The 24,387-nt window shown below is 46.5% G+C and carries 25 protein-coding genes and 1 riboswitch; of the genes, 10 read left to right on the top strand and 15 right to left on the bottom strand.

The annotated features are described in order from the left end of the window. The first annotated feature begins 11 nt into the window (after positions 1 to 11). From CMM32_05890 to CMM32_05905, 4 genes are all read left to right on the top strand, one after another. Entirely contained in the window at positions 12 to 746 is a 735-nt protein-coding gene (locus CMM32_05890) for a F0F1 ATP synthase subunit A (GenBank protein MBT06432.1), read from the top strand. A 53-nt stretch (positions 747 to 799) separates the two neighbouring features. Further along, positions 800 to 1,024, top strand: a complete 225-nt coding sequence (locus tag CMM32_05895) for an ATP F0F1 synthase subunit C (protein MBT06433.1) — start codon at positions 800 to 802, stop codon at positions 1,022 to 1,024. 43 nt (positions 1,025 to 1,067) lie between these two features. After that, positions 1,068 to 1,556: a hypothetical protein gene (locus CMM32_05900; protein MBT06434.1), complete on the top strand. Its 489-nt coding sequence runs from the start codon at positions 1,068 to 1,070 to the stop codon at positions 1,554 to 1,556. A 3-nt stretch (positions 1,557 to 1,559) separates the two neighbouring features. Further along, positions 1,560 to 2,063 (top strand): ATP F0F1 synthase subunit B, encoded by a 504-nt coding sequence (locus CMM32_05905; GenBank protein MBT06435.1) that lies wholly within the window; start codon positions 1,560 to 1,562, stop codon positions 2,061 to 2,063. Positions 2,064 to 2,081: 18 nt separating this feature from the next. Here the strand turns inward: CMM32_05905 and CMM32_05910 are convergent, their stop codons facing one another. From CMM32_05910 to CMM32_05930, 5 genes are all read right to left on the bottom strand, one after another. Then, a complete protein-coding gene (locus tag CMM32_05910; GenBank protein ID MBT06436.1) occupies positions 2,082 to 3,614 on the bottom strand; it encodes a glycine dehydrogenase (aminomethyl-transferring) in 1,533 nt (510 codons plus the stop codon). Then, entirely contained in the window at positions 3,611 to 4,972 is a 1,362-nt protein-coding gene (locus tag CMM32_05915; GenBank protein ID MBT06437.1) for an aminomethyl-transferring glycine dehydrogenase, read from the bottom strand. Before CMM32_05915 ends, CMM32_05910 begins: the two co-directional genes overlap by 4 nt. 12 nt (positions 4,973 to 4,984) lie before the next feature. Further along, on the bottom strand, positions 4,985 to 5,380 hold the full coding sequence (gene gcvH / locus CMM32_05920) for a glycine cleavage system protein H (protein ID MBT06438.1): 396 nt from the start codon (positions 5,378 to 5,380) through the stop codon (positions 4,985 to 4,987). Positions 5,381 to 5,392: 12 nt separating this feature from the next. Further along, on the bottom strand, positions 5,393 to 6,523 hold the full coding sequence (gcvT, locus tag CMM32_05925) for a glycine cleavage system protein T (GenBank protein MBT06439.1): 1,131 nt from the start codon (positions 6,521 to 6,523) through the stop codon (positions 5,393 to 5,395). A 148-nt stretch (positions 6,524 to 6,671) separates the two neighbouring features. Then, positions 6,672 to 6,764, bottom strand: a riboswitch (glycine riboswitch). Between the two features lie 56 nt (positions 6,765 to 6,820). After that, positions 6,821 to 7,441 carry a hypothetical protein gene (locus CMM32_05930; protein MBT06440.1) on the bottom strand — a complete coding sequence of 207 codons (621 nt, stop codon included), beginning with the start codon at positions 7,439 to 7,441 and terminating at the stop codon, positions 6,821 to 6,823. Positions 7,442 to 7,704: 263 nt separating this feature from the next. On the opposite strand from CMM32_05930, the gene CMM32_05935 reads away from it, so the two are divergent. Together CMM32_05935 and CMM32_05940 are read left to right on the top strand one after the other, a co-directional pair. Beyond that, positions 7,705 to 8,679 (top strand): homoserine kinase, encoded by a 975-nt coding sequence (locus CMM32_05935; GenBank protein MBT06441.1) that lies wholly within the window; start codon positions 7,705 to 7,707, stop codon positions 8,677 to 8,679. Then, positions 8,672 to 9,118 carry a ribonuclease HI gene (locus CMM32_05940; protein ID MBT06442.1) on the top strand — a complete coding sequence of 149 codons (447 nt, stop codon included), beginning with the start codon at positions 8,672 to 8,674 and terminating at the stop codon, positions 9,116 to 9,118. The genes CMM32_05935 and CMM32_05940 overlap by 8 nt, the downstream gene beginning before the upstream one ends. 101 nt (positions 9,119 to 9,219) lie before the next feature. Here the strand turns inward: CMM32_05940 and CMM32_05945 are convergent, their stop codons facing one another. Both CMM32_05945 and CMM32_05950 read right to left on the bottom strand, forming a co-directional pair. Further along, complete coding sequence (locus tag CMM32_05945) at positions 9,220 to 9,702, bottom strand: peroxiredoxin (protein ID MBT06443.1); 483 nt, start codon at positions 9,700 to 9,702, stop codon at positions 9,220 to 9,222. A gap of 163 nt (positions 9,703 to 9,865) precedes the next feature. After that, positions 9,866 to 12,013 carry a disulfide bond formation protein DsbD gene (locus tag CMM32_05950; GenBank protein MBT06444.1) on the bottom strand — a complete coding sequence of 716 codons (2,148 nt, stop codon included), beginning with the start codon at positions 12,011 to 12,013 and terminating at the stop codon, positions 9,866 to 9,868. Between the two features lie 111 nt (positions 12,014 to 12,124). Between CMM32_05950 and CMM32_05955 the strand changes: the two genes are divergently transcribed. Further along, positions 12,125 to 12,703, top strand: a complete 579-nt coding sequence (locus CMM32_05955) for a hypothetical protein (GenBank protein ID MBT06445.1) — start codon at positions 12,125 to 12,127, stop codon at positions 12,701 to 12,703. 21 nt (positions 12,704 to 12,724) lie between these two features. Here CMM32_05955 and CMM32_05960 read toward each other — a convergent pair whose 3' ends face one another. The 4 genes from CMM32_05960 to CMM32_05975 all read right to left on the bottom strand — a co-directional run bounded on the left by CMM32_05960 (position 12,725) and on the right by CMM32_05975 (position 16,349). Further along, positions 12,725 to 13,408, bottom strand: a complete 684-nt coding sequence (locus CMM32_05960; GenBank protein MBT06446.1) for a 30S ribosomal protein S5 alanine N-acetyltransferase — start codon at positions 13,406 to 13,408, stop codon at positions 12,725 to 12,727. After that, positions 13,405 to 13,653, bottom strand: a complete 249-nt coding sequence (locus CMM32_05965) for a response regulator SirA (protein ID MBT06447.1) — start codon at positions 13,651 to 13,653, stop codon at positions 13,405 to 13,407. The genes CMM32_05960 and CMM32_05965 overlap by 4 nt, the downstream gene beginning before the upstream one ends. Then, positions 13,650 to 14,924 carry a peptidase M16 gene (locus CMM32_05970; GenBank protein ID MBT06448.1) on the bottom strand — a complete coding sequence of 425 codons (1,275 nt, stop codon included), beginning with the start codon at positions 14,922 to 14,924 and terminating at the stop codon, positions 13,650 to 13,652. Before CMM32_05970 ends, CMM32_05965 begins: the two co-directional genes overlap by 4 nt. 15 nt (positions 14,925 to 14,939) lie before the next feature. Then, positions 14,940 to 16,349, bottom strand: coding sequence for a threonine synthase (locus CMM32_05975; GenBank protein ID MBT06449.1), 1,410 nt, complete (start codon positions 16,347 to 16,349; stop codon positions 14,940 to 14,942). Between the two features lie 134 nt (positions 16,350 to 16,483). Between CMM32_05975 and CMM32_05980 the strand changes: the two genes are divergently transcribed. Further along, on the top strand, positions 16,484 to 17,422 hold the full coding sequence (locus tag CMM32_05980; protein ID MBT06450.1) for a lipid kinase: 939 nt from the start codon (positions 16,484 to 16,486) through the stop codon (positions 17,420 to 17,422). A gap of 5 nt (positions 17,423 to 17,427) precedes the next feature. Here the strand turns inward: CMM32_05980 and CMM32_05985 are convergent, their stop codons facing one another. The 4 genes from CMM32_05985 to CMM32_06000 all read right to left on the bottom strand — a co-directional run bounded on the left by CMM32_05985 (position 17,428) and on the right by CMM32_06000 (position 22,076). Continuing rightward, positions 17,428 to 18,771, bottom strand: coding sequence for a modulator protein (locus CMM32_05985; protein ID MBT06451.1), 1,344 nt, complete (start codon positions 18,769 to 18,771; stop codon positions 17,428 to 17,430). Positions 18,772 to 18,859: 88 nt separating this feature from the next. Next, complete coding sequence (locus tag CMM32_05990) at positions 18,860 to 19,561, bottom strand: hypothetical protein (protein MBT06452.1); 702 nt, start codon at positions 19,559 to 19,561, stop codon at positions 18,860 to 18,862. A gap of 44 nt (positions 19,562 to 19,605) precedes the next feature. Beyond that, complete coding sequence (locus CMM32_05995) at positions 19,606 to 21,123, bottom strand: hypothetical protein (protein MBT06453.1); 1,518 nt, start codon at positions 21,121 to 21,123, stop codon at positions 19,606 to 19,608. Positions 21,124 to 21,200: 77 nt separating this feature from the next. Continuing rightward, positions 21,201 to 22,076, bottom strand: coding sequence for a 4-hydroxybenzoate octaprenyltransferase (locus CMM32_06000; protein ID MBT06454.1), 876 nt, complete (start codon positions 22,074 to 22,076; stop codon positions 21,201 to 21,203). 106 nt (positions 22,077 to 22,182) lie between these two features. On the opposite strand from CMM32_06000, the gene CMM32_06005 reads away from it, so the two are divergent. Beyond that, on the top strand, positions 22,183 to 22,917 hold the full coding sequence (locus tag CMM32_06005) for a 16S rRNA (uracil(1498)-N(3))-methyltransferase (GenBank protein ID MBT06455.1): 735 nt from the start codon (positions 22,183 to 22,185) through the stop codon (positions 22,915 to 22,917). Between the two features lie 108 nt (positions 22,918 to 23,025). Then, a complete protein-coding gene (locus tag CMM32_06010) occupies positions 23,026 to 24,387 on the top strand; it encodes a glutamate--cysteine ligase (GenBank protein ID MBT06456.1) in 1,362 nt (453 codons plus the stop codon).

The following is a 24,387-nucleotide window of genomic DNA, read 5'->3' on the forward strand; positions in this document are numbered from 1 at the left end:
GAGAGTATTTAGTGGCTGCAGGACATAGCCCTCTAGAACAATTTGCTATAAAGCGTTTTATTGAACTAGATATTGCGGGGGTAGACTTTTCATTTACCAATTCGTCCGCAATGATGGTGTTGGCAGTAGTGTGCATTATGTCCTTCGTCTTGGTGGGGACCCGGCGCCACGCGTTAGTGCCTACTCGATGGCAATCTATGGTGGAATTATCATATGAACTGATTGCAAAAAGTGTCCGTGATAATATTGGCACGGAGGGCAGGCCGTTTTTTCCTCTCGTATTCAGCCTTTTTATGTTTATACTATTTTGCAATGTATTGGGGCTTGTTCCCTATAGCTTTACTGTAACCAGCCATATCATCGTGACGTTCGTGTTTGCAGGTGCAATTTTTGTTGGGGTCACGATATTGGGGTTAGTCCGGCATGGGCTTAAGTTCTTCAGCCTTTTTTTACCTCCCGGGGTACCGATATTGTTGGCGCCGCTATTGGTGCCTATTGAATTAGTTTCTTACCTTTCGAGGCCTATAAGCCTTTCTGTGCGTCTGGCTGCTAATATGATGGCTGGCCACACAATGTTAAAGGTCTTCGCTGGCTTTGTGGTTGCCCTTGGCCTGTTGGGGATAGCTCCTCTAATCTTTATAATTTTGTTATATGCTCTGGAAACATTGATAGCATTTTTACAAGCTTATGTGTTCGCCGTACTAACGTGTTTGTATATAAATGATGCTATTCATTTGCATCATTAGTATGACGTGACCTTGGATTCTTATACTACTAATTTAAAGGGGGTTTTAATCTTATGGATGTAGAAGCTGCAAAACTTATTGGTGCCGGCCTTGCTACCATCGGTGTAGCTGGNGCTGGAGTTGGGATCGGTACTATTTTTGGACAATACGTAGCTGGAGGGATTAGAAATCCTGCGGCCGCACCGAGGATGTTTGGCAACGTGCTTTTGGGTTTTGCTTTAACCGAGGCCGTTGCATTGTATGCGTTGGTAATGGCATTTCTCATCCTGTTTGGATAGCCCCTGCTAGTAACTTAATTCCAGATAGCGAAAGGTAAGGGCCATGCCCCAGATGGAGTTCGCGGATTACGTTCCACAGGTTATCTGGCTAATTCTGTGCTTTGGTTGCTTGTATTTTATGATGTCGAGACTTGTCTTGCCGAGAGTTTCTGAAATCCTGGAGAATAGGCAAAGAAAGTTAGATCATGACATAGAGTCTGCTGAGAGGCTCCGAAATGAAGCGGCNGTGGCGTTGGCAGAATATGAGTCAGCTATGCGCGATGCCACTCTTCAAGCGGAGAATATAATCTCTGAGGCTCGTGAAAAGCTAAAGATTGAGGCTCAGCAGCGTTTGGATGCGCTGGATAGGCGTCTCAATGAACAAGCTTTAGTGAGTGAGAAAAGGTTAAGTGAGTTAGGGGTAGCCGCTGAGGCAGAGGTTCGGAAGACGGTGGGGGAATTGGNACCTCTTGCTTTCNGCAAACTCATTGGGTTTGAGGTATCCCCTGACGAAGTCAGTCAAGCTATCCAAGCTGCTTCTGAGGGGAGATAACCAATGGGTCATGTCGTGGAGAATCCTGAAACCTGGGTGTTGGTGGCATTTATAATCTTTGTTGGCTTGGTATCAAAAAAGGCCTGGGGCTTTATCACAGCTAGTTTAGATGAACGAGGGCGGCGCATCCGTGCAGAGCTTGAAGAAGCGGCAAGATTGCGGGAAGATGCGCAAAGCCTTCTTTCCGAGTACCAGCGTGATCATCGGGGCTTGGAGGAAGAAATTGCTAGCATGCTTAAACGGGCTAGGGAGGAAAGTGACTCTCTGGTTTCATTGGCTGAGGAGAGGTTGACGGATCAACTTGCCCAAAAGGAGGCTCAAGCAGAGAGAAATCTGCGCCATGCTGAGGCTAAGGTCCTAGAAGAAGTTCGCTCGAAAGCGTCTGATTTCACGATTATGGTGGTGCGTGAATTAATCGGGCGGAAAATGGATTCAGAAAAATCCTTGTCTCTCATAGATAANGCGATTGATGAGGTAGGGGAAAAACTATTAGCCAGGGGCCAGTGACCGCCCTATCGTGCCAGTCTAAGTTGAATTCTGAGTTGTATCCTGTCGCCACCGCAGTTTGGGGTTTCGTGCGGCTTTTGTTTCGTCTAACCGGCGTCGGGGAGTATGGACGGGCGTGCTCCGCAAGGCTGTAATCTTTTCAGGGCTTGAATCTTNTGCGATTGCGATCATTGCATCAATAAATTGATCAAGCGTTTCCTTCGTCTCAGTTTCTGTGGGCTCAATTAACATAGCACCGTTAACGATTAGCGGGAAATAGATGGTCATAGGATGGAACCCTTTATCAATTAGTGCCTTGGCAACATCCAGCGTTTTCAGCCCTNTTGGTTTCAGATTTTGGTCATCGCAGAGTACTTCGTGCATACACGTGCCCGGGTACGGCATTGAGTAATGTTTGCACAGCCCCTGTCGAATATAGTTCGCATTTAGCACAGCATCCTCAGCTATTTGGCGTAGCCCATCCCCCCCGTGACTGATTAGATAGGAAAGGGCCCTGACAAACATTCCCATTTGCCCATGCCATGCTCGCATCCGTCCAAAAGATTGTTGCGAGTGATCCCCCAGGTGTTCAGTAATCGTATATCCGGAGCTCGAGTGCTCAACCCAGGGTAATGGCGCAAATGGTGCCAATTCGGATGTCATGGCTACCGGACCAGATCCAGGTCCGCCTCCCCCATGAGGTGTGGAGAAAGTCTTATGTAAATTAAGGTGCATAATATCTATGCCTAGGTCTGCCGGTTTAACCTTTCCTACGATAGCGTTGAAGTTTGCCCCGTCACAATACAACAAAGCGCCAGATTTATGTACGGCGTTTGATATCTCCAGAATCTCTCCTTCGAATAATCCACATGTGTTGGGGTTAGTTAGCATGACTGCTGCTACTTCGCTATCAAGCATATTTTCGAGAGCTTTTAGATCAAGCGTGCCAAAGCGATTGGAAGGTATAGGTTTTGTCTTGTANCCGCACATTGTTGCTGTTGCGGGATTTGTTCCGTGAGCTGAATCCGCGACAAGTACGATTTTTCTTGGGTTTCCCTGTTTTTCTAGATAGGAGCGGATTACCATGAGCCCACACAATTCGCCTTGGGCGCCAGCGGCTGGAGATAGTGCTATAGTGGGGAANCCCGTGAGTTCGGTAAGCCATTCTTCTANTTCTTTTATTAGGGCCATAGCCCCCTGTACGGTTGACGGCGGTTGCAATGGATGTATATCGGAAAAGCCTGGTAGCCGAGCAACTGCCTCGTTCAAGCGAGGATTATGCTTCATAGTGCACGAACCCAGCGGGTAAAGTCCAATATCAATGGCGTAGTTGTTCCTACTAAGTCTAGTATAGTGACGGACTATTTCTGGTTCAGACAGCCCTGGAAGCCCTATTTTGTTGAGCCTTTTCAGGCTGCCAAGCCTATCTGATTTCCCGCTAATCTCTGGTAGGTCCACACCAGANCGATCTGTGGAGCCTTGCTCAAAAATAAGGGCCTCTTCGATGTGAAGTCCTTTGTTGGTTGCCTGCGAAGGAATTGTTGGGTTATTAGATGCTATCTTTTCGGTCATGATAACTCCTCCGAGATGCTCTCCGTAAGCAGATCGATATCTGATTTGCTGGTAAGTTCAGTGGCATTTACTAGAAGCAGATTGTCAAAGTCTTCGCGGCTGGGGTAGAGTCTTCGAATCGGTACTCCAGCCAATATTTTCTTTTGGGCTAAAGATTCTACTAATAGTCCAGCAGATGTTGGTAGCCGTACCGTGAACTCATTAAAATAAGTCTCATTTAGTATTTCCAGGCCGTTGATTTTGCATAATTTGTCCGCCGTTGAGAGGGCGGCCTCATGGTTCAGAGTGGCGAGATGGGATAGGCCTTTTTCCCCAAGAAGAGAAAGGTGAATACTGAAGGCGAGGGCGCAGAGTCCCGAGTTCGTGCATATGTTACTGGTGGCCTTTTCTCGCCGAATGTGTTGTTCTCTGGCGTTTAGCGTCAGTACCCAACCTCGTTTGCCATCTAAGTCCTCAGTCTGGCCAGCTATGCGTCCTGGAGTTTGCCTTAAGTATTGGGTTCTAGTTGCAAATAACCCAACATATGGTCCCCCAAAGTTTAGTCCAACACCGAGTGATTGGCCCTCCCCAACAACAATATCTGCCCCCATATCGCCCGGACTTTTAAGGGCGGCTAATGCTACCGGTTCATTAAACACTATAATCAAGAGTGCTCCGGCATTTTTACAGTGTTCTCCCAGTTGAGAAAAGTCTCTAATCAAGCCAAAAAAGTCGGGGTATTGAACTACAACACACGCTGTTTCTTTATTTATCCGNTTTTCCAATGCTGTTGTACTATGATGGCCCTTGGTAGGTGCTTCAGGTCGGCTCTTTTCAATGTTGAGCTGGGAGAATTGTGCCAATGTTTCTACTACATCGCAGTAAAAGGGATGAAGGCCGCCAGAAAGAATGACGTTGTTTCGTTTAGTGACACGGCCAGCCATTAAAACGGCTTCCGCGCAGGCAGTAGACCCGTCATACATGGAAGCATTCGCAAGTTCCATGCCTGTTAAGAGTGCGACCTGCGTTTGAAATTCAAATATAGATTGCAAGGTGCCTTGGCTAATCTCAGGTTGGTACGGTGTGTAGGAAGTTAAAAACTCGCCACGTTGTANGAGTGAGTCCACTGTTGCAGGAATGTGATGCCGATAGGCTCCCCCACCAAGGAAAAAAGGAGCGTCTCTTGCGGCTAGGTTAAGCTTTGCGAGCNTTTGCAGGTGCTGGGTCACCTCCAGTTCCCCAGTGTGGGAGGGCAGGGTTTGCGCGAAGGTAGACAAGGCAGATTCTGGAACTTTATCAAAAAGTTCGTTAATATCTTTAATGCCTATTTTCTCCATCATAAGTTCGCGTTCCCGCTTGGTGTGAGGAAGGTATCGCATAGTCCGTAATCCTTAACTTAGTGAGTTCACAAAGTTCTCATATGCTGTCTCGTCCATTAAACTTTCGAGCTCAGAGGCGTCTGTAAGTTCTAGCGAAAAGAACCAACCTACCTCTCGAGGATCACTGTTGATTAGCCCAGGATCATCTATGATAGCGTTGTTAATATTGATAACTTTGCCACTGATCGGAGAAAAAAATTCGCTTGCAGCTTTAACAGACTCTATTGTGGCGGCTTCGCCTCCTTTTTGGACGATTGTGCCTATTTCTGGCAACTCAACATAAACAATGTCCCCAAGTTGCTCTTGTGCAAAATCCGTTATTCCAACGATTCCTATTTGTTTGGTCTCCCTGCTTCCTTCTTCTAACCGCACCCATTCATGGTCCTTGGTATATTTGGCTTTTGGCATCGAGTAGTTCTCCTATTTTCTATAATAGCGGTGGGGCACAAATGGTAATGAAACTGGTATTGCCTCTATATCTTTGCCACGTATTGTGACCCTAGGATTTTCCTTTGAGCCTAGACGCTTACGTTCAACGTAACCAATGGCTATGGAGTTGTTGGTGGTTGGGCTGAAATTACCGCTTGTAATCTCTCCACATTTCTCACCGGAGTTATTTTTTATGGGTGCGCCCGTTCTGGCTATAGCCTTGTTTGTTATAGTGAGGGCAATCCTGCTTCGTGGGGGTTTTTCACGCAGCTGTTTTAAGATCACTTCCGCTCCAGAGAAATTCGCTTCGTCTCGTCGTCGGTGATTTATGGTCCAGGACAGTCCCGCCTCAACAGGTGTGGTATTTTCAGTTAAATCTTGTCCACACAAACTCAGTCCTGCTTCCAATCTAAGAGTATCTCTGGCTCCCAGCCCAGCCATTGCAACTTGTTCGTCTAGAGAAAGTATTCTTGCGATATGCTGTATGGAATCCGGGGCGGCTGCTATCTCGTAACCATCTTCGCCCGTATATCCAGAGCGAGATACCCAACAGGATTGCCCGCAGATGGTTGATTGCATTCCTTCCAAAAATGATAAATCCACAGGCCGAGTGCTGTAACGTAATAGAACCCTCGATGAATCCGGCCCTTGAAGGGCAATTAGGCCGCGTTCTTCTTGTTTTATGTCAATGTGTTGGGATAGGCCTTCGCGCAGAGTGCCGAGGTCTTTGTCTCGATTGTTGGCATTCCCAACAATGAGAAAATTATCGGGTGTGCGTGCAATTATCAGATCATCGATTATTCCTCCCTGTCTATTAGTGAACATCGTGTAGCATAGTTGTCCTGGCTTTAGTCCAATAAGGTTACCCGGAACAAGAGTTTCGAGTTCTGCTGCCAAGTGCTCGAATCCTAATGGACTTGTAAGGGTAAACTGGCCCATGTGGGAAACATCGAACAGGGAAGCTTTTGCTCTACAATGTTTGTGCTCTGCGAGGATGCCTCCGGGATAATTTAGGGGCATGAGAAATCCCCCGAACGGGGTCATCTTCGCACCTAGTGACAAATGAAATTCTGACAGCGGNGACTGAAGTAAAGGGGGTTTATCAGAGGGATCTTGGGTCAAATTTCTCTCCAGGGGCTTAGACGCACAACACTCGATGGCGCCCCCTCTGTCTGAGAACCTGAGAGATTTGCCGCTGGAAAAATCCAGCGATTTACTCCTTCGGTGGGGCCTAGGACATAACGCTCAAAGGCCAGCTTTCCAGAGTTTCAACATCTCCGCGGTCCATTTGCCTGAGAGTTTCCGGGGCGGTTGCTCCTTCGGCTCCAGCCTATNCAAGGCCAGTATCTCCCGCGGTGATATTTGCTATGATAGCCAGTAACTTCACCGCGTCAACAAGAGCTCATTAAATCACGATGCTTATTTATGTTTCGTTTTTCGGATGTGTTCCATTTGCTCCTCTGAAAGCTGAAATCCTACCAACATTTCGTAGCCTTCTGCTTCACCCAAATGATCAATTGGAATTTTTACTAAAATATTCTCAACCACTATTATTTGCCCAGATGGAGGATCATTTTCCGGAGGCACTTCGGTTTGAAAAACTGATTTTGTGGTGATTTTACCGAATCGGTTGGTTAGAGCAACAAAGTAGGGAAGGGGTTGGATCATCGCTTGTTCTTTGGATGAATCAGAAAGGTATAATATAGATATTTCTACCTCCGTTGCTAGAATCGCGAATTTCGACAGCGGATTTTTTTCTTTTTCACTTAGATACTCGAGCTTACAGAAAATTTGTACAGTTGTAATTCTCGCAATGGGATTCGGATTTTGGGTAGTGTTTTGCTCGCCAGAGAGGAGATACGTATCGCCATCTCGTAAGATTCTAGTTGTGGGGCAGGTGACTTCTTGGGTTTCAAAAATATTCAGTTTTTCCTCTATAGCCTTTTGAGAAGGGATATAGTCAGAAGAGCAGGAGGCGATTGCCAATGCAAAAGACGCGAGGGCTAATATTTTAAGCAAGTGTATTGGCGGGTGTATCATTTAAGAGCCACACCTTTAGACAGGTTTGCTTTTGGCATTCCACAATCCTCGTTGTGTTATACAAATATATTTTTTTCCTGGACCATCATCGTACTTTTCTAGGATACACCTTGTACTTTTCCACCAGCCTTTGGTAGTTAATAACCGAACTATATCCATGCTTCTATAACTGTGTGGGTAGAGCAATGATTTCATAGGTTGTATTAGCTTATTAAAGGTCTTTTTACTGTGTCCATTAAAANAGTTAGAGTGGTTCCGGAACAGTGGCAGTTTATACAAAGATAAATGACCAGGAGTTGCAAGCCTTTCTTTCCCAATATCAATTGGGGGAGTGCTTGGAGGTATCGGAAATCCCTGAGGGGGTTGAAAATTCTAATTATCGTTTACGGACAGAGAGGGGCCGTTTCATTCTGACAATTTTTGAGCGTCGTGTTGCTCATAGTGACCTGCCCTTCTTCATGGATTTAATGGGGTTTTTATCTGGAGAGGGAATATGCTGTCCTGTGCCTATAGTAGCTAAGGATGGTCAAGCCCTTGTTCAACTGCATGGGAAGCCAGCAGCTGTGCTAAGCCATTTGCCGGGAACTAGTATTTCTGAGCCGACCCTCAGGCATTGCGGTTTAGTTGGATCTATGCTTGCTAACGTGCATAATGCGAGCTTAAACTTCTCCGGAGGGCGTTCTAATAGCCTGNCGTTNAAAGATTGGCCGAATTTATTGANGCAAATCGGTGCGGAAGGGGATCTGGTGTCTCCTGGTATTACGGCAGACTTAGAAGATGAAATTCAATATCTTTCTGGGCACTGGCCTGAANATCTTCCGCAGGGCGTCATTCACGGTGACTTATTTCCCGATAATGTCCTGTTTTTCGACGGGAAAATATCTGGTGTGATTGATTTTTATTTCTCTTGTCGAGACTTTTTGGTCTACGACCTTAGTGTCTGTCTTAATGCGTGGGGATTTGATGTTAATGGAGGGTTCGATAGGCAACGTTCAGAATCACTAATAAGGGGTTATTGTAGTAGGCGAGTTTTGACCAGCACCGAGTTTGAGTTTTTGCCAATTCTTTGCCGAGGGTCGGCGCTACGGTTTTTGTTGACCAGGCTTTACGATCAGATCAACGCGCCTGTGACGATGATTGGCATGACAAAAGATCCTTTGGAGTATTATAGAAAACTACTCTTCCACCGCAATGTTGCCAGCGCCTCTGACTACGGATCCCCCCAAAAAAATGGCTAAAACTTCCATAGTGAGAATCTTTACAGATGGAGCATGTGCAGGGAATCCAGGCCCCGGGGGGTGGGGCGCTTTGTTGAGTTTTGCAGGTGTGGAGAAGGAAATATTCGGCGGGGAAAGTGGTAGCACTAACAACAGGATGGAATTGTTGGCAGCTATAAAGGCTCTTGAGGCGCTGACGCGGCCAAGCAAAGTAAGGTTATCGACCGATTCTAATTATCTGAAGGATGGTATTACCAAATGGATTCACAATTGGAAGACTAATGGCTGGCGTACGGCAGGGAAAAAGCCAGTCAAGAATGTTGATCTTTGGAAACGCTTGCTCGAGGCTGCTGGACCCNATGAAATCGAGTGGGAATGGGTCAAGGGTCACTCTGGACATCCGGGGAATGAACGAGCGGATGCATTAGCTCGCCAGGGCATCGAGGAAGGCGTCGAGTAAAACAAGTCGATGAAATTTGTCTTCCTTGCTGTACAGTTGATTGACTGTGGCAGCTAATGTATTGGAATAGGCTTAGGCTGGTACAGTCTAATACTGAGAATCTATAGTTTAGTAAGGATGTGCTCCGCACTGGAATTATTAAGGCCGGGACCTTCTTCTACTTCTAGAGTTGTAACCTTCCCATCCTCTATTATCATGGCGTATCTCTGGGATCGCGTGCCGAGGCCAAAGCCGGAGCCGTCCATTGTAAGGTCGAGCAGGCGAGTTAAGTCGCCATTGCCATCGCCAAGCATCATAATGTCTTGAGTGGCGCCGCGATCCTTTCCCCATGCATCCATGACGAATGCATCATTAACTGATAAACAGATGATCTGATCGACTCCTTTTGCCTTGATCTCAGAGGCATGAGCGAGAAATCCGGGAACGTGCTTCGCAGAGCAGGTTGGCGTGAATGCGCCTGGCACGGCAAATAAGACAGTCTTTTTTCCACTCAAAAGTTTTTCTGTGTCAATGTCTTCCATTCCATCAACTCCTAAATATTTTAGAGTAACTGAAGGAATTTTTTCTCCGACTTTGATGGNCATATTTTCTCTCCTAAGTGTTTATATAATGTTTTGGTAGAGCAACAGAGCTCGCTCGACTGCACGATATCACGCACTTGTGCTTGACTAAAGGTCTTGGCATCCATGATGCCAAGGCTAGCCACTAGGCGAGCAGAGGGTTTCTTGATGGAGTGCACTTCTTGCCTCACTTTCCCGGAATNTTCTCGTCCCCGCGCGCCATCTCCANTGCATGGGATATGTTCGTTTTTGTCAATAATTCTGGTAGCGCTATTCCAGTAGGAGCACCAATCCCATACACGGCGTTAAACGGGATCCCATATCGGTTAAAGCTNAACAGATAATTTTGGATATCCGGATTTCTTTTTGTCCAATCGCCTCGCATTTTGACAATATTTGGNGAATCCAGCTTATTTATAATCGCAGGACTATCCAAAACCAGTACTTTGTTTATTTTGCAGGTTAGACACCAGTCCGCTGTTATGTCCACAAATACAATTTTTCCAGAAGTTACAAGGTCGGGAATTTTACTTGCATCCAGTTCAATCCAACTGGACCACTGTGAGTTGGAAGTAGATTCCCGCCTCTTGTCTTCAGAGGGGGCGCTGACTACGAATGACGCCATACTGCACCCGCTAACTACTAAGGTCAGAGTGTATAGCAAAAGCTTTTTGTTACCCATTATGGAGGATATCAATTTCATACTTATACCGCAGAGCACCGCAATGGTTCCGATGAAAAATGCCAGGTCTATAGTGGTTTGATGTGACAAAATTACCAGTAACCATACAGCCGTAGCCGCTAAAAAAAATCCTAGAATGATACGGAGTTGGATCATCCACTTGCCAGGTCGAGGGAGCCTGTTTACTAAATTAGGGTTTGCTGCAAAAAGTAGATAGGGCATAGCCATGCCTAAACCCAACATGGCAAATATCAGAAGTATTTCTGTGGCTCCTTGGCTGAGAGCAAAGCTGATTGAGGTGCCTACAAATGGTGCCGAACAGGGGGTGGCCATCAACGTGGCTAATGCGCCTGTAAAAAAGCTTTGAGTGAGCCACCTTGATTTTTCTCTATTATTTGAAGATCCTCGTGGGTTGTTTGAGTAGGATGGCGCACCGATTTCAAAGAACCCNAATAAATTACATGAGAAAACTGTAAGTACTAAGACTAATGATACTAGAAAAAGTGGTTCCTGGAATTGCAGGCCCCATCCGACGGAGTTTCCTAAATTTCTTATTAGGATGGTTCCTAATGCAAGAAGTAGGTAAGAGAATAGAATGCCACCAACCGAAGCGAGGAAGCTCAGACGTATTTTTAGTCTACTTTGGCCGGCACTCTTTAGGACACTGAGAATTTTTATTGACAGAACGGGCAGTACACACGGCATGAGGTTTAGAACCAGGCCACCAATGAGTGCAGTAAATAAAATACTGAGCATTGTTAGACTGTTTTTCCGTGGATCTGATTGGGCTATCGCTCCTACTGTGTGAGAGAGCTCTTTGGCAGATCCGACATCGACCAATGTAATCAGAAGTTCGAAGTTTTTTAGGTTATCCCCTTTCACATTTGATACTGGCACGGAGAATTCAGCTTTAAGGGAAGAATTGGAAAGGGAGACTGTTTCCACACCAAAACGATAAGCGCCTGGTCCTTCAAGAAATATGATGGGAGTAGTGAAGGGNNTATGGCGAGTGACATTGATTAAAAGGGTTCCTGTGTTCTCGGTTTCCGGTATGTAAATAGAGTCAATATTCGTGATGGACTCCCCAGCAGCCATAGGGACTTTTTCCTCGAATTCTCCAATTAGCGAGGCATATTTTGTGGGCTTTTGGTCGCCAGGCGGCACCGAAATAGNCAACTCAGTTGATACTGGTATGCAAATTGTTTTGCAAACCTGGTATTCTATTATGAATCGAAGATCCAAGGGTTTAAGAGGGTCCCTGGCTTTGGCAGTTATCGGAAAAATGACATGGTNTTTGTATCCAATGGTTGTAAGGTTGTTGCCCTCATCAAAGCGTTCTGGCCAGGGCCATTTCATTTCTATTAATTCAAGATTAACCGATTGCGATCTTTCTATAATTGGCGGCGACCCGGAGTCTCCAGGGCTTCTCCAATAAATTTTCCAATCTGGTTTAAGGGAAAACTCCAGCCCTAATTTGATATCAGTTCCGTTGCCAATTCCTGATGTACCAGAAATTAATCTGACTTCCGCAAATTCCCTCGAGTCCCATCCTGAAGAAAACTCCCCGTCCGATCGCGCTGTGTTNCCAAAGCCCATACAAATAAGTAAAAAGCCCAGGAAGGATATATATGTATGGTTTAACGAATACTTCATTATGAGTAAAATAATCGAGTGAATGTATTGTATGGAAGTGGCGTGGTACTCGATAATCCCTTTATATTATTTTTTTATAATTACCAAACTTATACGAAAAGCATAGTTGAAATGATCAATACAGTGCACCAACATGAAGGATACTTGGNGGGACGGCTACTCATTGCCTTGCCGGCAATGCTAGACCCACGATTTTCTCAAAGTGTTATATATTTATGCAGCCATAATGAGCATGGGGCAATGGGTCTAATCGTAAACCAGGTTATGGAGGAAGTAAATTTTTTGGATATGTTGGAGGCTATGNATATTAAGACCGGCCATNCGCAATCAAAAAGGCAGGTTCATTTTGGTGGGCCTGTTGAGGCAGAACGAGGGTTTGTGCTGCATAGCGCAGACTATAGTTGTGAGGACACTCTGGTAATCAAAGGCGGGGTCAACCTGACGGCGACAATAGATATTCTTCGACTTATCGCGTCCGGATGTGGGCCTAAGAACTCGCTCTTTGCGTTAGGTTATGCGGGATGGGGGCCAGGACAACTTGATGCAGAAATTCAGGGAAACAGCTGGATGTTTGGGGTGCCAGAAACGGAAATATTATTTGGTGAAAAGCACTCTCAAAAGTGGTCTCTTGCAACCTCTAGGGCTGGAATAGACCTTAGTACGTTGTCTAGTGAAATCGGCAGTGCCTAGAGTGATGGGCACTCGGCTGTTTTAGNTTTGTGCGGCAGATGGCGAGGTTTCAAGACGCTTTCTGTTGAGTTGTCTTGTGCCATTCTTTTTTTCTTGGCGTATTTCTGAAATGGGTTCAATTCGCGTATCACTTTCAAGAAGGCCGAACAAGATATGGTCCTGCCAAACGCCATTTATTTTTAAGTACCTTCGTGCAAAACCTTCTTTGCGGAACCCTACTTTTTTTAGAAGTGCCTGGCTTGCATCGTTATTAGGGAGACAGGCAGCTTCAATGCGGTGGATCCTAAGTCTCGAAAAGATCACAGGAAGCACTCCAGAAAGGGCCTCTGTCATATATCCTTTGCCGGCATAGCTTTGTCCCACCCAATAGCCAATGCTGCAGCTCTGCGCCACACCTCTCCGGACATCGTTTATAGCCACTCCACCTATTAAGGCCCCGTCCACCTGTCTAAATACTAGAAAAGTGTAACCAAGGTCCCTGTTGCTGTGAAGGGCATGGGCTTTTAGTCGGCGAAAATAAGCTTTCCTAGTAAGGGAGTCGGTGGGCCAGGTCGGTTCCCATGGCTGCAGGAATTGCTGGCTATCTTTCCTGAGTTCTANCCACTTCCAGCAATCTCGGCGTTGGGGCGGTCTCATATAAACTCGGCCAGCCCTTATGGGGTTTCCCTTGATTGCTTGGGATAGTGATTTGAACAAGGCAATCATTTTTTTACCTTTATGCGAAACCTGTATTCACCCTCTTCTGCTACACATTCTTCGAGAGAATGGCCTGTCACTTGGCAAAACGTTTTAAGATCAGCGACTGAACTTGGGTCAGTGGCTNCCACAACTAGCACTTCCTCGGGCGATAAATTTTTAATAAACTTTTTGGTTTTTAGCACCGGCAGAGGACAGATTAGATTTCTCACGTCAAGATGGTAGNTCGAANCGCAGCTTTCTGTGGGTTTCATATTTGGAGACTCGCTTGAAATTGTGAGAATTGATCGCTATCGGTTTTAGGACCCAATGTAGTCATGGTTGGGCATCCGCGGGACAAGATTTTTTGTATCACTTGCATTAGTTGTTTGGAGTCTACAGCGTCAATTTTCTTTATGATTTCCTCATGCGATAGAGGTCTTCCAAATAGTAACACTTGTCGGGCTAATTGTCCGCATCTCGAGGATGTGCTTTCCAGTGACATTAACAAACCAGATTTCAACTGAGCACAAGCGCGCGAAGTTTCTGTGTTTGTTATATGCTTAGTGACTTCTTTCAATTCATGGCAGATGGTTTCCACAAGTTCAGCAGTTGCCTCTTGACTTGTCCCAGCATAAATACCNAACAGGCCCCCATCGGCATAGCTCGTCGCGAAGGAGTAGACAGAGTATGCCAAACCTTTCTCTTCCCTAATTTTCTGAAATAATCTAGATGACATTCCACCGCCAAACAGGACGGAAAAAACCTGAAGAGCGTAGTAGTCTTCATCCTCATATGCTAGACCGTCAAAGCCCAGCACAATATGCATTTGGTCGAGATCACGCTGTTCTTGCACAAAGCCCCCCACATATTCCGCTTGATCAAGGTCTCGGTCAGGTGCAGGGTCTCTTTTCTGGAAAAAATTGGCCGTCAAATCTACAAGATCCTCGTGCTTAAGGTTGCCAGCCGCGGATACTACCATTCTATCCGGGGTGTATTGGTTCGCCATATATTCGGAGAGAGATTTAGGGGAAAAAGCTCGCACATTTTTGGCAGTTCCCAAGATAGGGCGGCCGATAGGTTGATCCGGGTAAGCCAATTCCTGAAACTGGTCAAAAATGATCTCATCTGGTGTATCACGCGTTTGCCCCATTTCCTGAATCACTACTTCTTTTTCTTTGGCTAATTCGTCCTCCGAAAAAGTTGGGTTTTCCAAAATGTCGGAGAGAATTTCTGTGGCTAGAGGGAGGTCATGCCTGAGTACTTTAGCATAATATGCTGTCTGCTCTTTGGAAGTGTATGCATTCAAATGGCCGCCTACATTCTCAATTTCCTCCGCAATNTTCCTGGCTGTGCGGGTGGTGGTGCCNTTNAANGCCATATGCTCGAGAAGGTGAGAAATGCCATTGTTGTTTTTNGTCTCNTGGCGGGANCCGGNATTAACCCANACGCCGACCGAAGCAGTCTCCANGGTGCTGGTTGATTCACTAATAATGCGCAGACCGTTCTCGAGAGTGCTCAACTGTACCGATTCACGTGTTGCCATATTTTTTCCAAAAAGTTAAATTTTATGAAAACGCCTACTGCGTTGACGGATATAGGATTGAATTTTTAGGATTTCGCATTCCAATATATCGTATCTTTCCTTTGATTCCAAAGCAGATAGCAGTCGGTCTGGGATGGACGGCCTTTTGCCGGTTGCTTTAATCACGGATTCAGAGAATTTGGCTGGATGGGCTGTCGCTAAGCATACCATGGGTCCAATCTCCCTGTAATCAGACTTTCTGGCAGCAGCCGTTCCTACTGCAGTATGGGGGTCAATGANATTGCCTGTCTCACTGTAAACAAGCTCCATTTCCCGTAATGTTTCTGCTTCATCGATGGATGAGCTAGAAAAGCATTTTCTGGCACCCCCTATATGGTCAGATGTTATGGTAAATTTTCCATCATCCTTCAGTGCTTCCATGTTTTGGCAGAGTGCGTCGTGGTCCCTTCCTTGTAATTCGAAGAGATATCGTTCGAAGTTGCTCGCGACTTGGATATCCATACTTGGGNATATTCCCGGCATAACAGGCTCTGTCTGGTACGTGCCCGTGGTCAATACCCGATGGAGTATATCGTTTTGGTTGGTGGCTACAAGAAGCTCCTTGCTAGGGAGGCCCGTGCATTTTGCAACGTAGCCTGCGTATACATTGCCAAAGTTTCCTGTGGGCACAGAAAAGGCTAGGAGCTTATTTCTCAACTTCATGAATGCTGCGTAATAATACACCACTTGTACCATCACACGCGCCCAATTAATTGAGTTAACAGCAGCGAGAGATAGTTCTTTATTGAAGTGGGGGTCCCCAAACATTTCCTTTATTAGGCTCTGGCAATCATCAAAAGTACCTTTCACCGCTATATTGTGGATATTAGCAGCGTCGACAGATGTCATCTGCCTTCTTTGGACTTCTGAGACCCTTCCCAAAGGATGGAGCATGAAAAGGTCAATATTCTGGCGNTTCTTGCATGCTTCAATAGCGGCAGAACCAGTATCGCCAGAAGTCGCGCCTATGACAGTAATATGTTCGCCTTTTTGCGAAAGAACATAATCGAACATTCTGCTAACTACTTGCAGGGCAAAATCCTTAAATGACAGGGTCGGGCCGTGGAATAGTTCAAGAAGCCAAAGGGAAGGCCCTATTTCAACTAGTGGTGCGACTTCTTTACAGACAAATTCTGAGTAGGCTTCGGAGGTAATAGTTTGAAGAGTTGGATCGTCTATGTCTTCACCTACAAAAGGTTTTAATATTTGCGCTGCTAGGTTGGCATAGCCGAGTTGAAGCGAATCTAGATCCTCTGTTCGTATCTTTGGCCATTCTGACGGTACATAAAGTCCCCCATCGGGTGCAAGGCCCGTCAGCAAGGTTTCGTTGAAGCCCAATATCTCATTAGTATTACGAGTGCTAATGTAGTTCACGCTCTCTCCCATGTCACATTGCTCTCCCGCCTGTCTGGTAGCATATTTTGACTTCCCTATTTTGTTGACAATACCCGGACATGTGGCTTCGACTCAATACACACCTTATTGTAGCCTATAGGTTGTTTTGATGAGAACAAGAGTGGATTAAGCGAGTGCCTCAGGGTGGTAAAAATAGGCCTAAGAAGGCTTTGGTTATCTTAAATCCGGTGGCGGGCAACCGCGATCCGACGTTGTCTAAGTTGGTTGTGCAGAAACTAAGCTCTTTAGGTTGGGAGATTCGCATTCGTGAGACTTCTAGCATTGGAGACGCAGAGATCATTGCATCAAAGATTGGTAGGAGGAATTTTGCATTTGACCTAGTTATTGTATCAGGTGGAGATGGCACTATAAATGAGGTTGTGAACGGGTTGGTCGGAGGGGAAAAGCTGGACATCCCCATTGGTGTGATCCCAACAGGAAGTGTGAACCTGCTTGCCAGCGAACTCGGCATAAAAAATTCTGTGGCATCCACAGTGGCCGCTCTTTTGAGTGGAACCAAGCGATCGATTTCTTTGGGGAAGGTTATAGGTAGGGATGGTGAACGTGTCTTTCTTGTTACCGCTGGGGTTGGTTTTGACGCAAATGCTATTTCGCGTGTATCTATGGGTATCAAGAAACTCCATGGAAAAACCGCATATGCTTTGGCGGGGTTAATGGAGTACCTGTTGGGTTCGTTCCCAAAACATAAGGTTGTTCTCGGGGGAAAGAGATATATCGTAGGTTCAGTTTTGCTTGCAAATGGGAAATATTACGCTGGTCGTATGGTTTGGGCCCCTGATGCTGACGTTGGCGGACCTGGCTTGCAAATTGGGTTGTTCAGGACCCTAGGCCGACTAACCTTGCCGATCTACGTGTTTGGAATAATGTTTGGTTTTTTATCTAAGCTCAAAGGTTTCCATCTAGTTGGTGCAGACGAAATTATTGTAGAAGGGCCCAAAGGGCAGCCGGTTCAAATAGATGGTGATGTACTTGCCCAGTTGCCGGTACGTATCCGGGTGGCTCGAGACAAGGTCAATGTCTATGCAGCCCGATCCCAGAAATAATAGCGCTAGGTTCCGGCAATAGTCATTCCGTCTACTCGAATAGTGGGAGCGTTAGTTGAATATTTGAACGATAGGTCATCCGCCACTGTCAAGTTGGCAAACATGTCGAGTATGTTGCCAGCTATCGTCATTTCATTGACAGGAAATGCAATGCTCCCATTTTCGATCCAGAACCCAGAGGCTCCTCTGCTGTAATCCCCCGTCAGACTATTAAAGCTCATTCCCATCATTTCTGTTATGTAGAAGCCATTCTTAACCTCTGCAATAAGCTCGTCTCGACTGATTTGTCCTTCCATCATGTAGAGGTTGCTTGGTCCCGGGCTAGGAGCACTAGATGGCCCACGGATAGCGTGGCCGGTGCTATCTAGGCCCAATTGGTTGGCAGATCGTGTGTCCATGAGCCAAGTGGTCAGGACGCCTTTATCAACTACCTTTCTCGTTTCACCAATATGGCCTTCACCATCAAAGGGACGAGAGGCAAGTCCTCTCAGGCGGTGTGGATCATCACAAATGGAGACGGTCTCAGGGAAGATTTTTTCCATCAATTTGTCTTTAAGAACACTGGTGCCCCGAGCGATGGATGCTCCAGAAATAAGTCCCGATAGCAGGCGGGGTAGCCCGCCTGACAGCCTTGGGTCAAAAATAACCGGGGCTTGTTGGCTTTTGACTTTTTGCGGATTCTGTCGTGCGATGGCTTTTTCTCCAGCGCTTCTCCCAATAGCCAAGGGCGACATGAGGTCTTCAAAGAAACGGGTCGAAGAATATTCATAGTCCCTTTCCATTGCCGTATCCTGCCCGGCTATCACGGATACTGATGCACCAAAATTAGTTACTGAATACTCGCCCGCAAAGCCGGCGGAATTAGCCAACGCAATATGCCCTTTATTCTTAGTTGCTTCTGCGCCTTCCGAATTTGTTACCCCTTCCACCGAACGGGCTGCGTCTTCGGTTTCTTTTGCCAGATCGAATAGGTCTTCTGGAGAAATTTCTCTCGGGTCATATAGTTCGAGATCAGTCTGGGTTGTTGGGGGAGCTTCGGTTGAGGCAATTTCGCAATATGGATCCGCGGGCGCATTTCGGGCCATGGTGATCGCGCGATCTATCAGGTCCTGCAGGGTCGAAGTTTTTAAGTCTGTGGAGGATACAATTGCCTGTCCCTTTCCCACGAGAGTTCTAAGGCCAAGATCATGGGATTCTTCCCTTTCAACGCCCTCTTTTTTGCCAAGGCGCCACGAAACGCTGAGAGATTCCGATTCGAATATTATGGCGTCGGCAGCGTCTGCGCCAGCCTTGCGGGCCTCTGCGATAAGGTCAGTTAGGAGTGCTATTTTCGATTCTTGCATTCGCATTTACTAAACTTTCCATCGGTTGTCTGGAAACCAAGTAGGGGTAAAGCACAACCTCGAGCCGGGGAACCCCTATTCTAGTGTCCGGATGTCACTCTATAATAAAGTGTTCTCGGGTTAGCATGAGGTTTTGAGAGGTTGTCTCTGTAAAGTTTGCACCATCCGCGAGAGTAGATTCATATTCCGGAGTGCCAATGCTCGTCCGCATTTTATCCACTGAATCGAACCAGGTGATTCCTATACCATCCCAGGAAGGTTTTGGTTCTCGATTGTAGCCAGCTAATTTTGTGTGGGATTGCACGTATCGGCGTACAACGGGAATTTCATTTGCAATAGGCCCGTGGATATTCTTCCAGTAAGTTTGGAAATCTTGAACACTCATTCCGTTTTTGCGGGTAACAAGCCCTATGCTTTTGATGCCATCTTTTGGAATTTTTCCATCTTTTAGAACATGTTCTTCAGTAAGGAGTAGGGAGGTATTCTTTGAATCAATGAAGTTGGCTTCGTCCTTTGTCACAGCTTTGTACGCATCCGATTTTGCCATGGAACGCAGCGCCTCAGTGTTGTCCACCCATATCTCCGCAAGGCCATCATAAATCAATTCACCTTTCCTATACCCTCCGAGAAGTGGATGGGATTGCACATATCGTTTCACGAGCGGGAGTTTTCTTACAATATCGGCGTGCTTGCCGAGCCAATATTTTTGGAATGTTTCTACCTCCATTCCCTGAATACGCTTCACTAATGTACAGGCCTTTAGCATGTTTCCTCTCCCAAGTCCCCACGGCAACATTCTATCGGATTGGTGCTATTACAAACTAGAGTTGGTCTTATAGACTAGTTTGTGTCGCTCTCCCATATTGATTTTCCTTCACCAGGAAGTCCGTATTCAGCCCATCTTTTGCTAACTTTATCAATCGTGTTTTTTTCCATAATTATTTTGGTTCCCCACTCCCTGTTGGTTTCAGGAGGAATCTTATTTGTGGCATCAAGCCCCATCTTTCCACCTAAACCAGATTCGGGACTAGCAAAATCAAGATAATCAATAGGAGTGTTTTCTAGGAGAGTGGTGTCTCGTACTGGGTCCATTCTTGTAGAAATTGCCCACATGACGTCCTTCCAGTCCTTCACATTGATATCGTCGTCAACGATGACGACTATTTTCGTATATAGAAATTGGCGCAGGAAAGACCAAACTCCCATCATTACCCTTTTAGCCTGTCCAGCATAGTTTTTCTTAATGGAGACGACGGCAATTCTATAGCTGCAGGCCTCAGGTGGGAGCCAAAAATCCACGATTTCTGGAAATTGTTGGACCATTAGGGGAACAAAAAGTTCATTCAGGGATTCACCTAGTATGCTGGGTTCATCGGGTGGTCTGCCTGTGAAGGTAGAAAGATATATTGGCTTTTGGCGGGTGGTTATGGTGCTTACCGTAAACACGGGGAATTTTTCTCTCGAATTGTAATATCCCGTGTGATCGCCAAACGGACCTTCCTCCCTGAAATCCTTCAAAGACACGTGCCCTTCTAGGACGATTTCTGCAGTGGAAGGCACCTTCAATGGTACGGATTGACATTCGACAAGTTCGGTTCGTTTTCCTCTTAGGAGACCGGCAAATTGATACTCTGACATCGTGTCAGGTATGGGCGCTACAGCAGCCAGTATAGTCGCGGGGTCCGCGCCGATTACAACTGCCGCGGGGAGTGGCGCAGATTCTTTTTGCGACCATTTTCTGAAGTGCTGAGCACCTCCCCTGTGTTTTAACCAAAGCATGAGGGTCTGGTTCTTCCCGATCACCTGCATGCGATAAATCCCCAAGTTGAATTTCTCCATGGGCGTGCCAGGATGGATTGAGGTCACCACCAATGGCCATGTAATTAGGGGTGCAGGTTCGTTTGGCCAGCAGGTTTGTACGGGCAGCGTTGATAGATCAACATCCTTTCCTGTTATAATTTTTTCGTGAATGGGCCCATTACGTAGAACTCGAGGTTTCATAGTCATTGCAGCTTTAAGGAGGGGCAGCATTTCAGCAGCTTGTTTCCATCCATCAGGTGGCTCAGGTTGACGCATCAGGGCCAGTGCTTCGCCCAATTGTCGAAGTTCCTGGGGTTCTTTTCCCATACCCCAAGCTACGCGGTTTTTAGTCCCAAAAAGATTTGCTAGAATGGGTATTTCAAAAGGTCCATTTGGCCCTACCACGTTTTCAAATAATACAGCAGGGCCACCCTGAGCTAATAAGCGGGTCTGAATCTCTGTAATTTCTAGTTCAGGCGAAACCTTGGCAGAAACCCTAATAAGTTCTTTCTTATTTTCTAAGAAAGATAAAAATTCACCTAAGCTTGCGTATGGCATTAATGTCTTTCCTAGATCCAAAATTAATATACTCTGGTCTTAGCGCTAACATTTGCGCTAAAGTATTTCTCCCCAGTTTACCCAGTAATAAATCCTATAAACATTATCGCAGCAAATCTATTGTTGGACTGAAACATTGTAAGGCAGCTTTTTGGATCGTCCAAGTTCACCTTTTGGATTTGCCAAACCAGATGTAGGCCGCCAGCAACTAGTCCGACAAAGGCGGGCCAGGCGAGGCCGGCTAACTCCACCGAGATATAGAGGCAAATTAGAGATAAGGCGTAGAATAGGGCGATTATTGGTTTGCTTTTCGTTCCTAATCGTAGAGCGGAAGATCTAACGCCAATTAAAATGTCGGAATCCTTGTCTTGGTGGGCATAGATTGTGTCATAACCAAGCGTCCAGAATATGCCAGATATGTAAAGAGCGATCGCCCAAGGATAAATTTGTCCTGCCACAGCGGCACTACTGAGGAGCGCCCCCCAGTTAAAAGTGAAGCCTAGCCAGAGTTGTGGCCACCAGGTGATCCTTTTCATAAAAGGGTATACAAGGACGAGCGGAACAGCCGCCACGCCAACCCAGATGGCCGTTTTGTTGAATTGAGTTAAGACGATTAACCCGAGAATACACAGAATGACTAATAGCAGAATCGCGTGGCTGATTGGGATTTCTCCGCTGGCCAGCGGTCGGTTGCTAGTTCGGATGACCCGACGATCAAAATCGCGGTCCGCAATATCGTTGATAATGCAGCCCGCACTTCGCATGCATAGTGTGCCCAGAAGAAATAGGAACAAAAATAATGGCAGAGATTCATAGCTCGCGTCAGAAATAGCTAGCCCCAGCCAACATGGCCAAAGCAAAAGCCAATAACCGGTTGGGGCGTCGGCCCGCATTAGGCGCAAATAGGGGAGAGACTTGTGCCAGTAAGATATGTAATAAGGATGATTTGTCATTGGCTAATTAGGCCGCGAAGGTTAGTTGGGTGAACATTTTCGAGAAAGTGTAACATGGTATTGAACCTGAATACTCGCAACCTCTTTATTTTGCTTCTAGCTAACGATGGCAAGTAGCCCCCAGGTTGTGGTGGCTACTCGTCTTTGGGTAGGCGCTAGTCTAGGTGAGGGAGAGATTATTCCAGCTACTGCCTCCCAAAGCCATTATCTAAGGAATGTCCTAAAAATTTCAGAGGGGGGGCGAATAGCTGTTTTTAATGGTTCAGATGGAGAGTGGCTTGCAGAGGTTAGGTTTTCTGCGCGTAAAGGTTGCAGCTTGCTCCTAATAGCTCTTGCCCGACCACAAGTCGTTGAAGAGGGTCCTTGGTTATTGTTTGCACCGGTAAAAAAATATCGGCTGGACTTTCTGGTGCAAAAATCGGTTGAACTGGGGGTTGAGGTTATCTGTCCCGTCCAGACGCGGCGAACAATAGTCCGTCGGGTAGCCAAAAAACGCATTTTAGCAAATGCTATTGAGGCGGCGGAGCAATGTGGGCGCTTAACTCTTCCAAAGGTTGCTGAATTCAGCCCTTTGTCAGAGGTAATATTGAGTTGGCAACCAGGTCGGACACTATTCTGGGGAGATGAAAGTGGGGGCGGTGTTCCGGCCTTAAGAGCGTTCGGGTCCGACTTGACTAAAGCGGCATTTCTAATCGGGCCGGAGGGTGGCTTTGAAGAAAGTGAACGGGAATTCTTAACCGCGCAGTCTTTCACTAAGGCTATAGATTTGGGTCCACGAATACTCCGTTCTGATACGGCGGGGTTGATGGCACTATCACTTTGGGAGGGGGCACGTGGTTGAATAGGGGACGGCCTCTAACGGACATGTTGAGATCATTAGTTGGCCTTGGGTTAAATCCCAGATATACAGGCCCTATTGTTTATTTGTCCCCGAAGAACGGAAGATGGGATGGCACAAGAGACTATAGCTGATGGGTTGATTTCTGATCGAGCTAGTTTGATTGAATACCTAGAAAGTGGCTGCAAGCCTCGGAGTGAGTGGGGCATTGGCACGGAGCACGAAAAAATCGGCTATCATTTATCCGATCTTTCTCCTTTATCGTATGGTGGAACCAATGGAATCCGAGCCATGCTGCAGGGTTTAGAGCGGTTTGGCTGGAAGCCAATCCTGGAGGGGGATAATATTATAGGCCTCACTATGGAGGGACAGTCCATAAGCCTGGAACCCGGCGGTCAATTTGAGCTTTCGGGGGCCATATTAAAAAATATTCATGAGACGTGCGCTGAGGTTAATTCCCATCTCTCTCAAGTGCGAGAAGTAGCCAGTGACCTGAAGGTGGGTTTTATTGGAATTGGAATGCAACCTAAGTGGGGGCGCGAGCAAATTCCAGTGATGCCCAAACAACGTTACGACATCATGCGTGGTTATATGCCAAAGAAAGGGAAGCACGGACTGGATATGATGTTGCGAACTTGCACTGTTCAGGTCAATCTGGATTTTGAGAGCGAAATTGACATGGTAAAAAAATTCCGGGTTGGTCTTGCTTTACAGCCTATAGCGACGGCGTTGTTTGCAAACTCACCATTTGTTGATGGTCGGCCAAGCGGTTATGTAAGCACTCGGTCCAATGCTTGGTTCAATACGGACCCTGACCGATGTGAAATCCCACAATTTGTTTTTGAAACAGGTATGGGCTTTGAGAGATACGTCGATTTTGCTTTAGATGTCCCCATGTATTTTGTCTTTAGGGATGGCCGTTATTTGGACGTAAGCGGGCAATCCTTTCGTGATTTTTTGAAAGGGAAATTACCGGGCCTACCAGGTGAACTGCCCACGTTGAAGGATTGGTCAGATCATTTAACCACCATATTCACAGAAGTGCGGCTGAAGCAATTTCTAGAAATGCGTGGGGCAGACGCGGGTCCCTGGAACCAGTTGTGTGCGTTGCCGGCTCTTTGGGTTGGGTTGCTATACGATTCGACGAGCTTGGATCAGGCATGGGATATCATTGCGGATTGGAGTTTTGAGGAGGTACGGGAATTGAGAGGCGAAGCGGGTGGACATGGGATGGCTGGTTCATTCAGGGGGATGCCGGTGCGTGAGTTGGCAAAGAAGGTAGTAGAGTTGGCGCGGGAGGGTCTTGGTCGGAGAGGTTGTGTGGATAACGCTGGAACTGATGAAACGGGTTTCTTAGTTCCGCTCGCCAAGGTAGCCCAGTCAGGGAGAACGTTAAGTGATGAACTTTTAGACTTATACCATGGGGCTTGGAATGAAACGGTAGATCCTGTTTTCCAGGACTTTGCATATTGA

Source organism: Rhodospirillaceae bacterium, from assembly GCA_002728255.1.
Taxonomy (GTDB): Bacteria; Pseudomonadota; Alphaproteobacteria; order UBA7887; family UBA7887.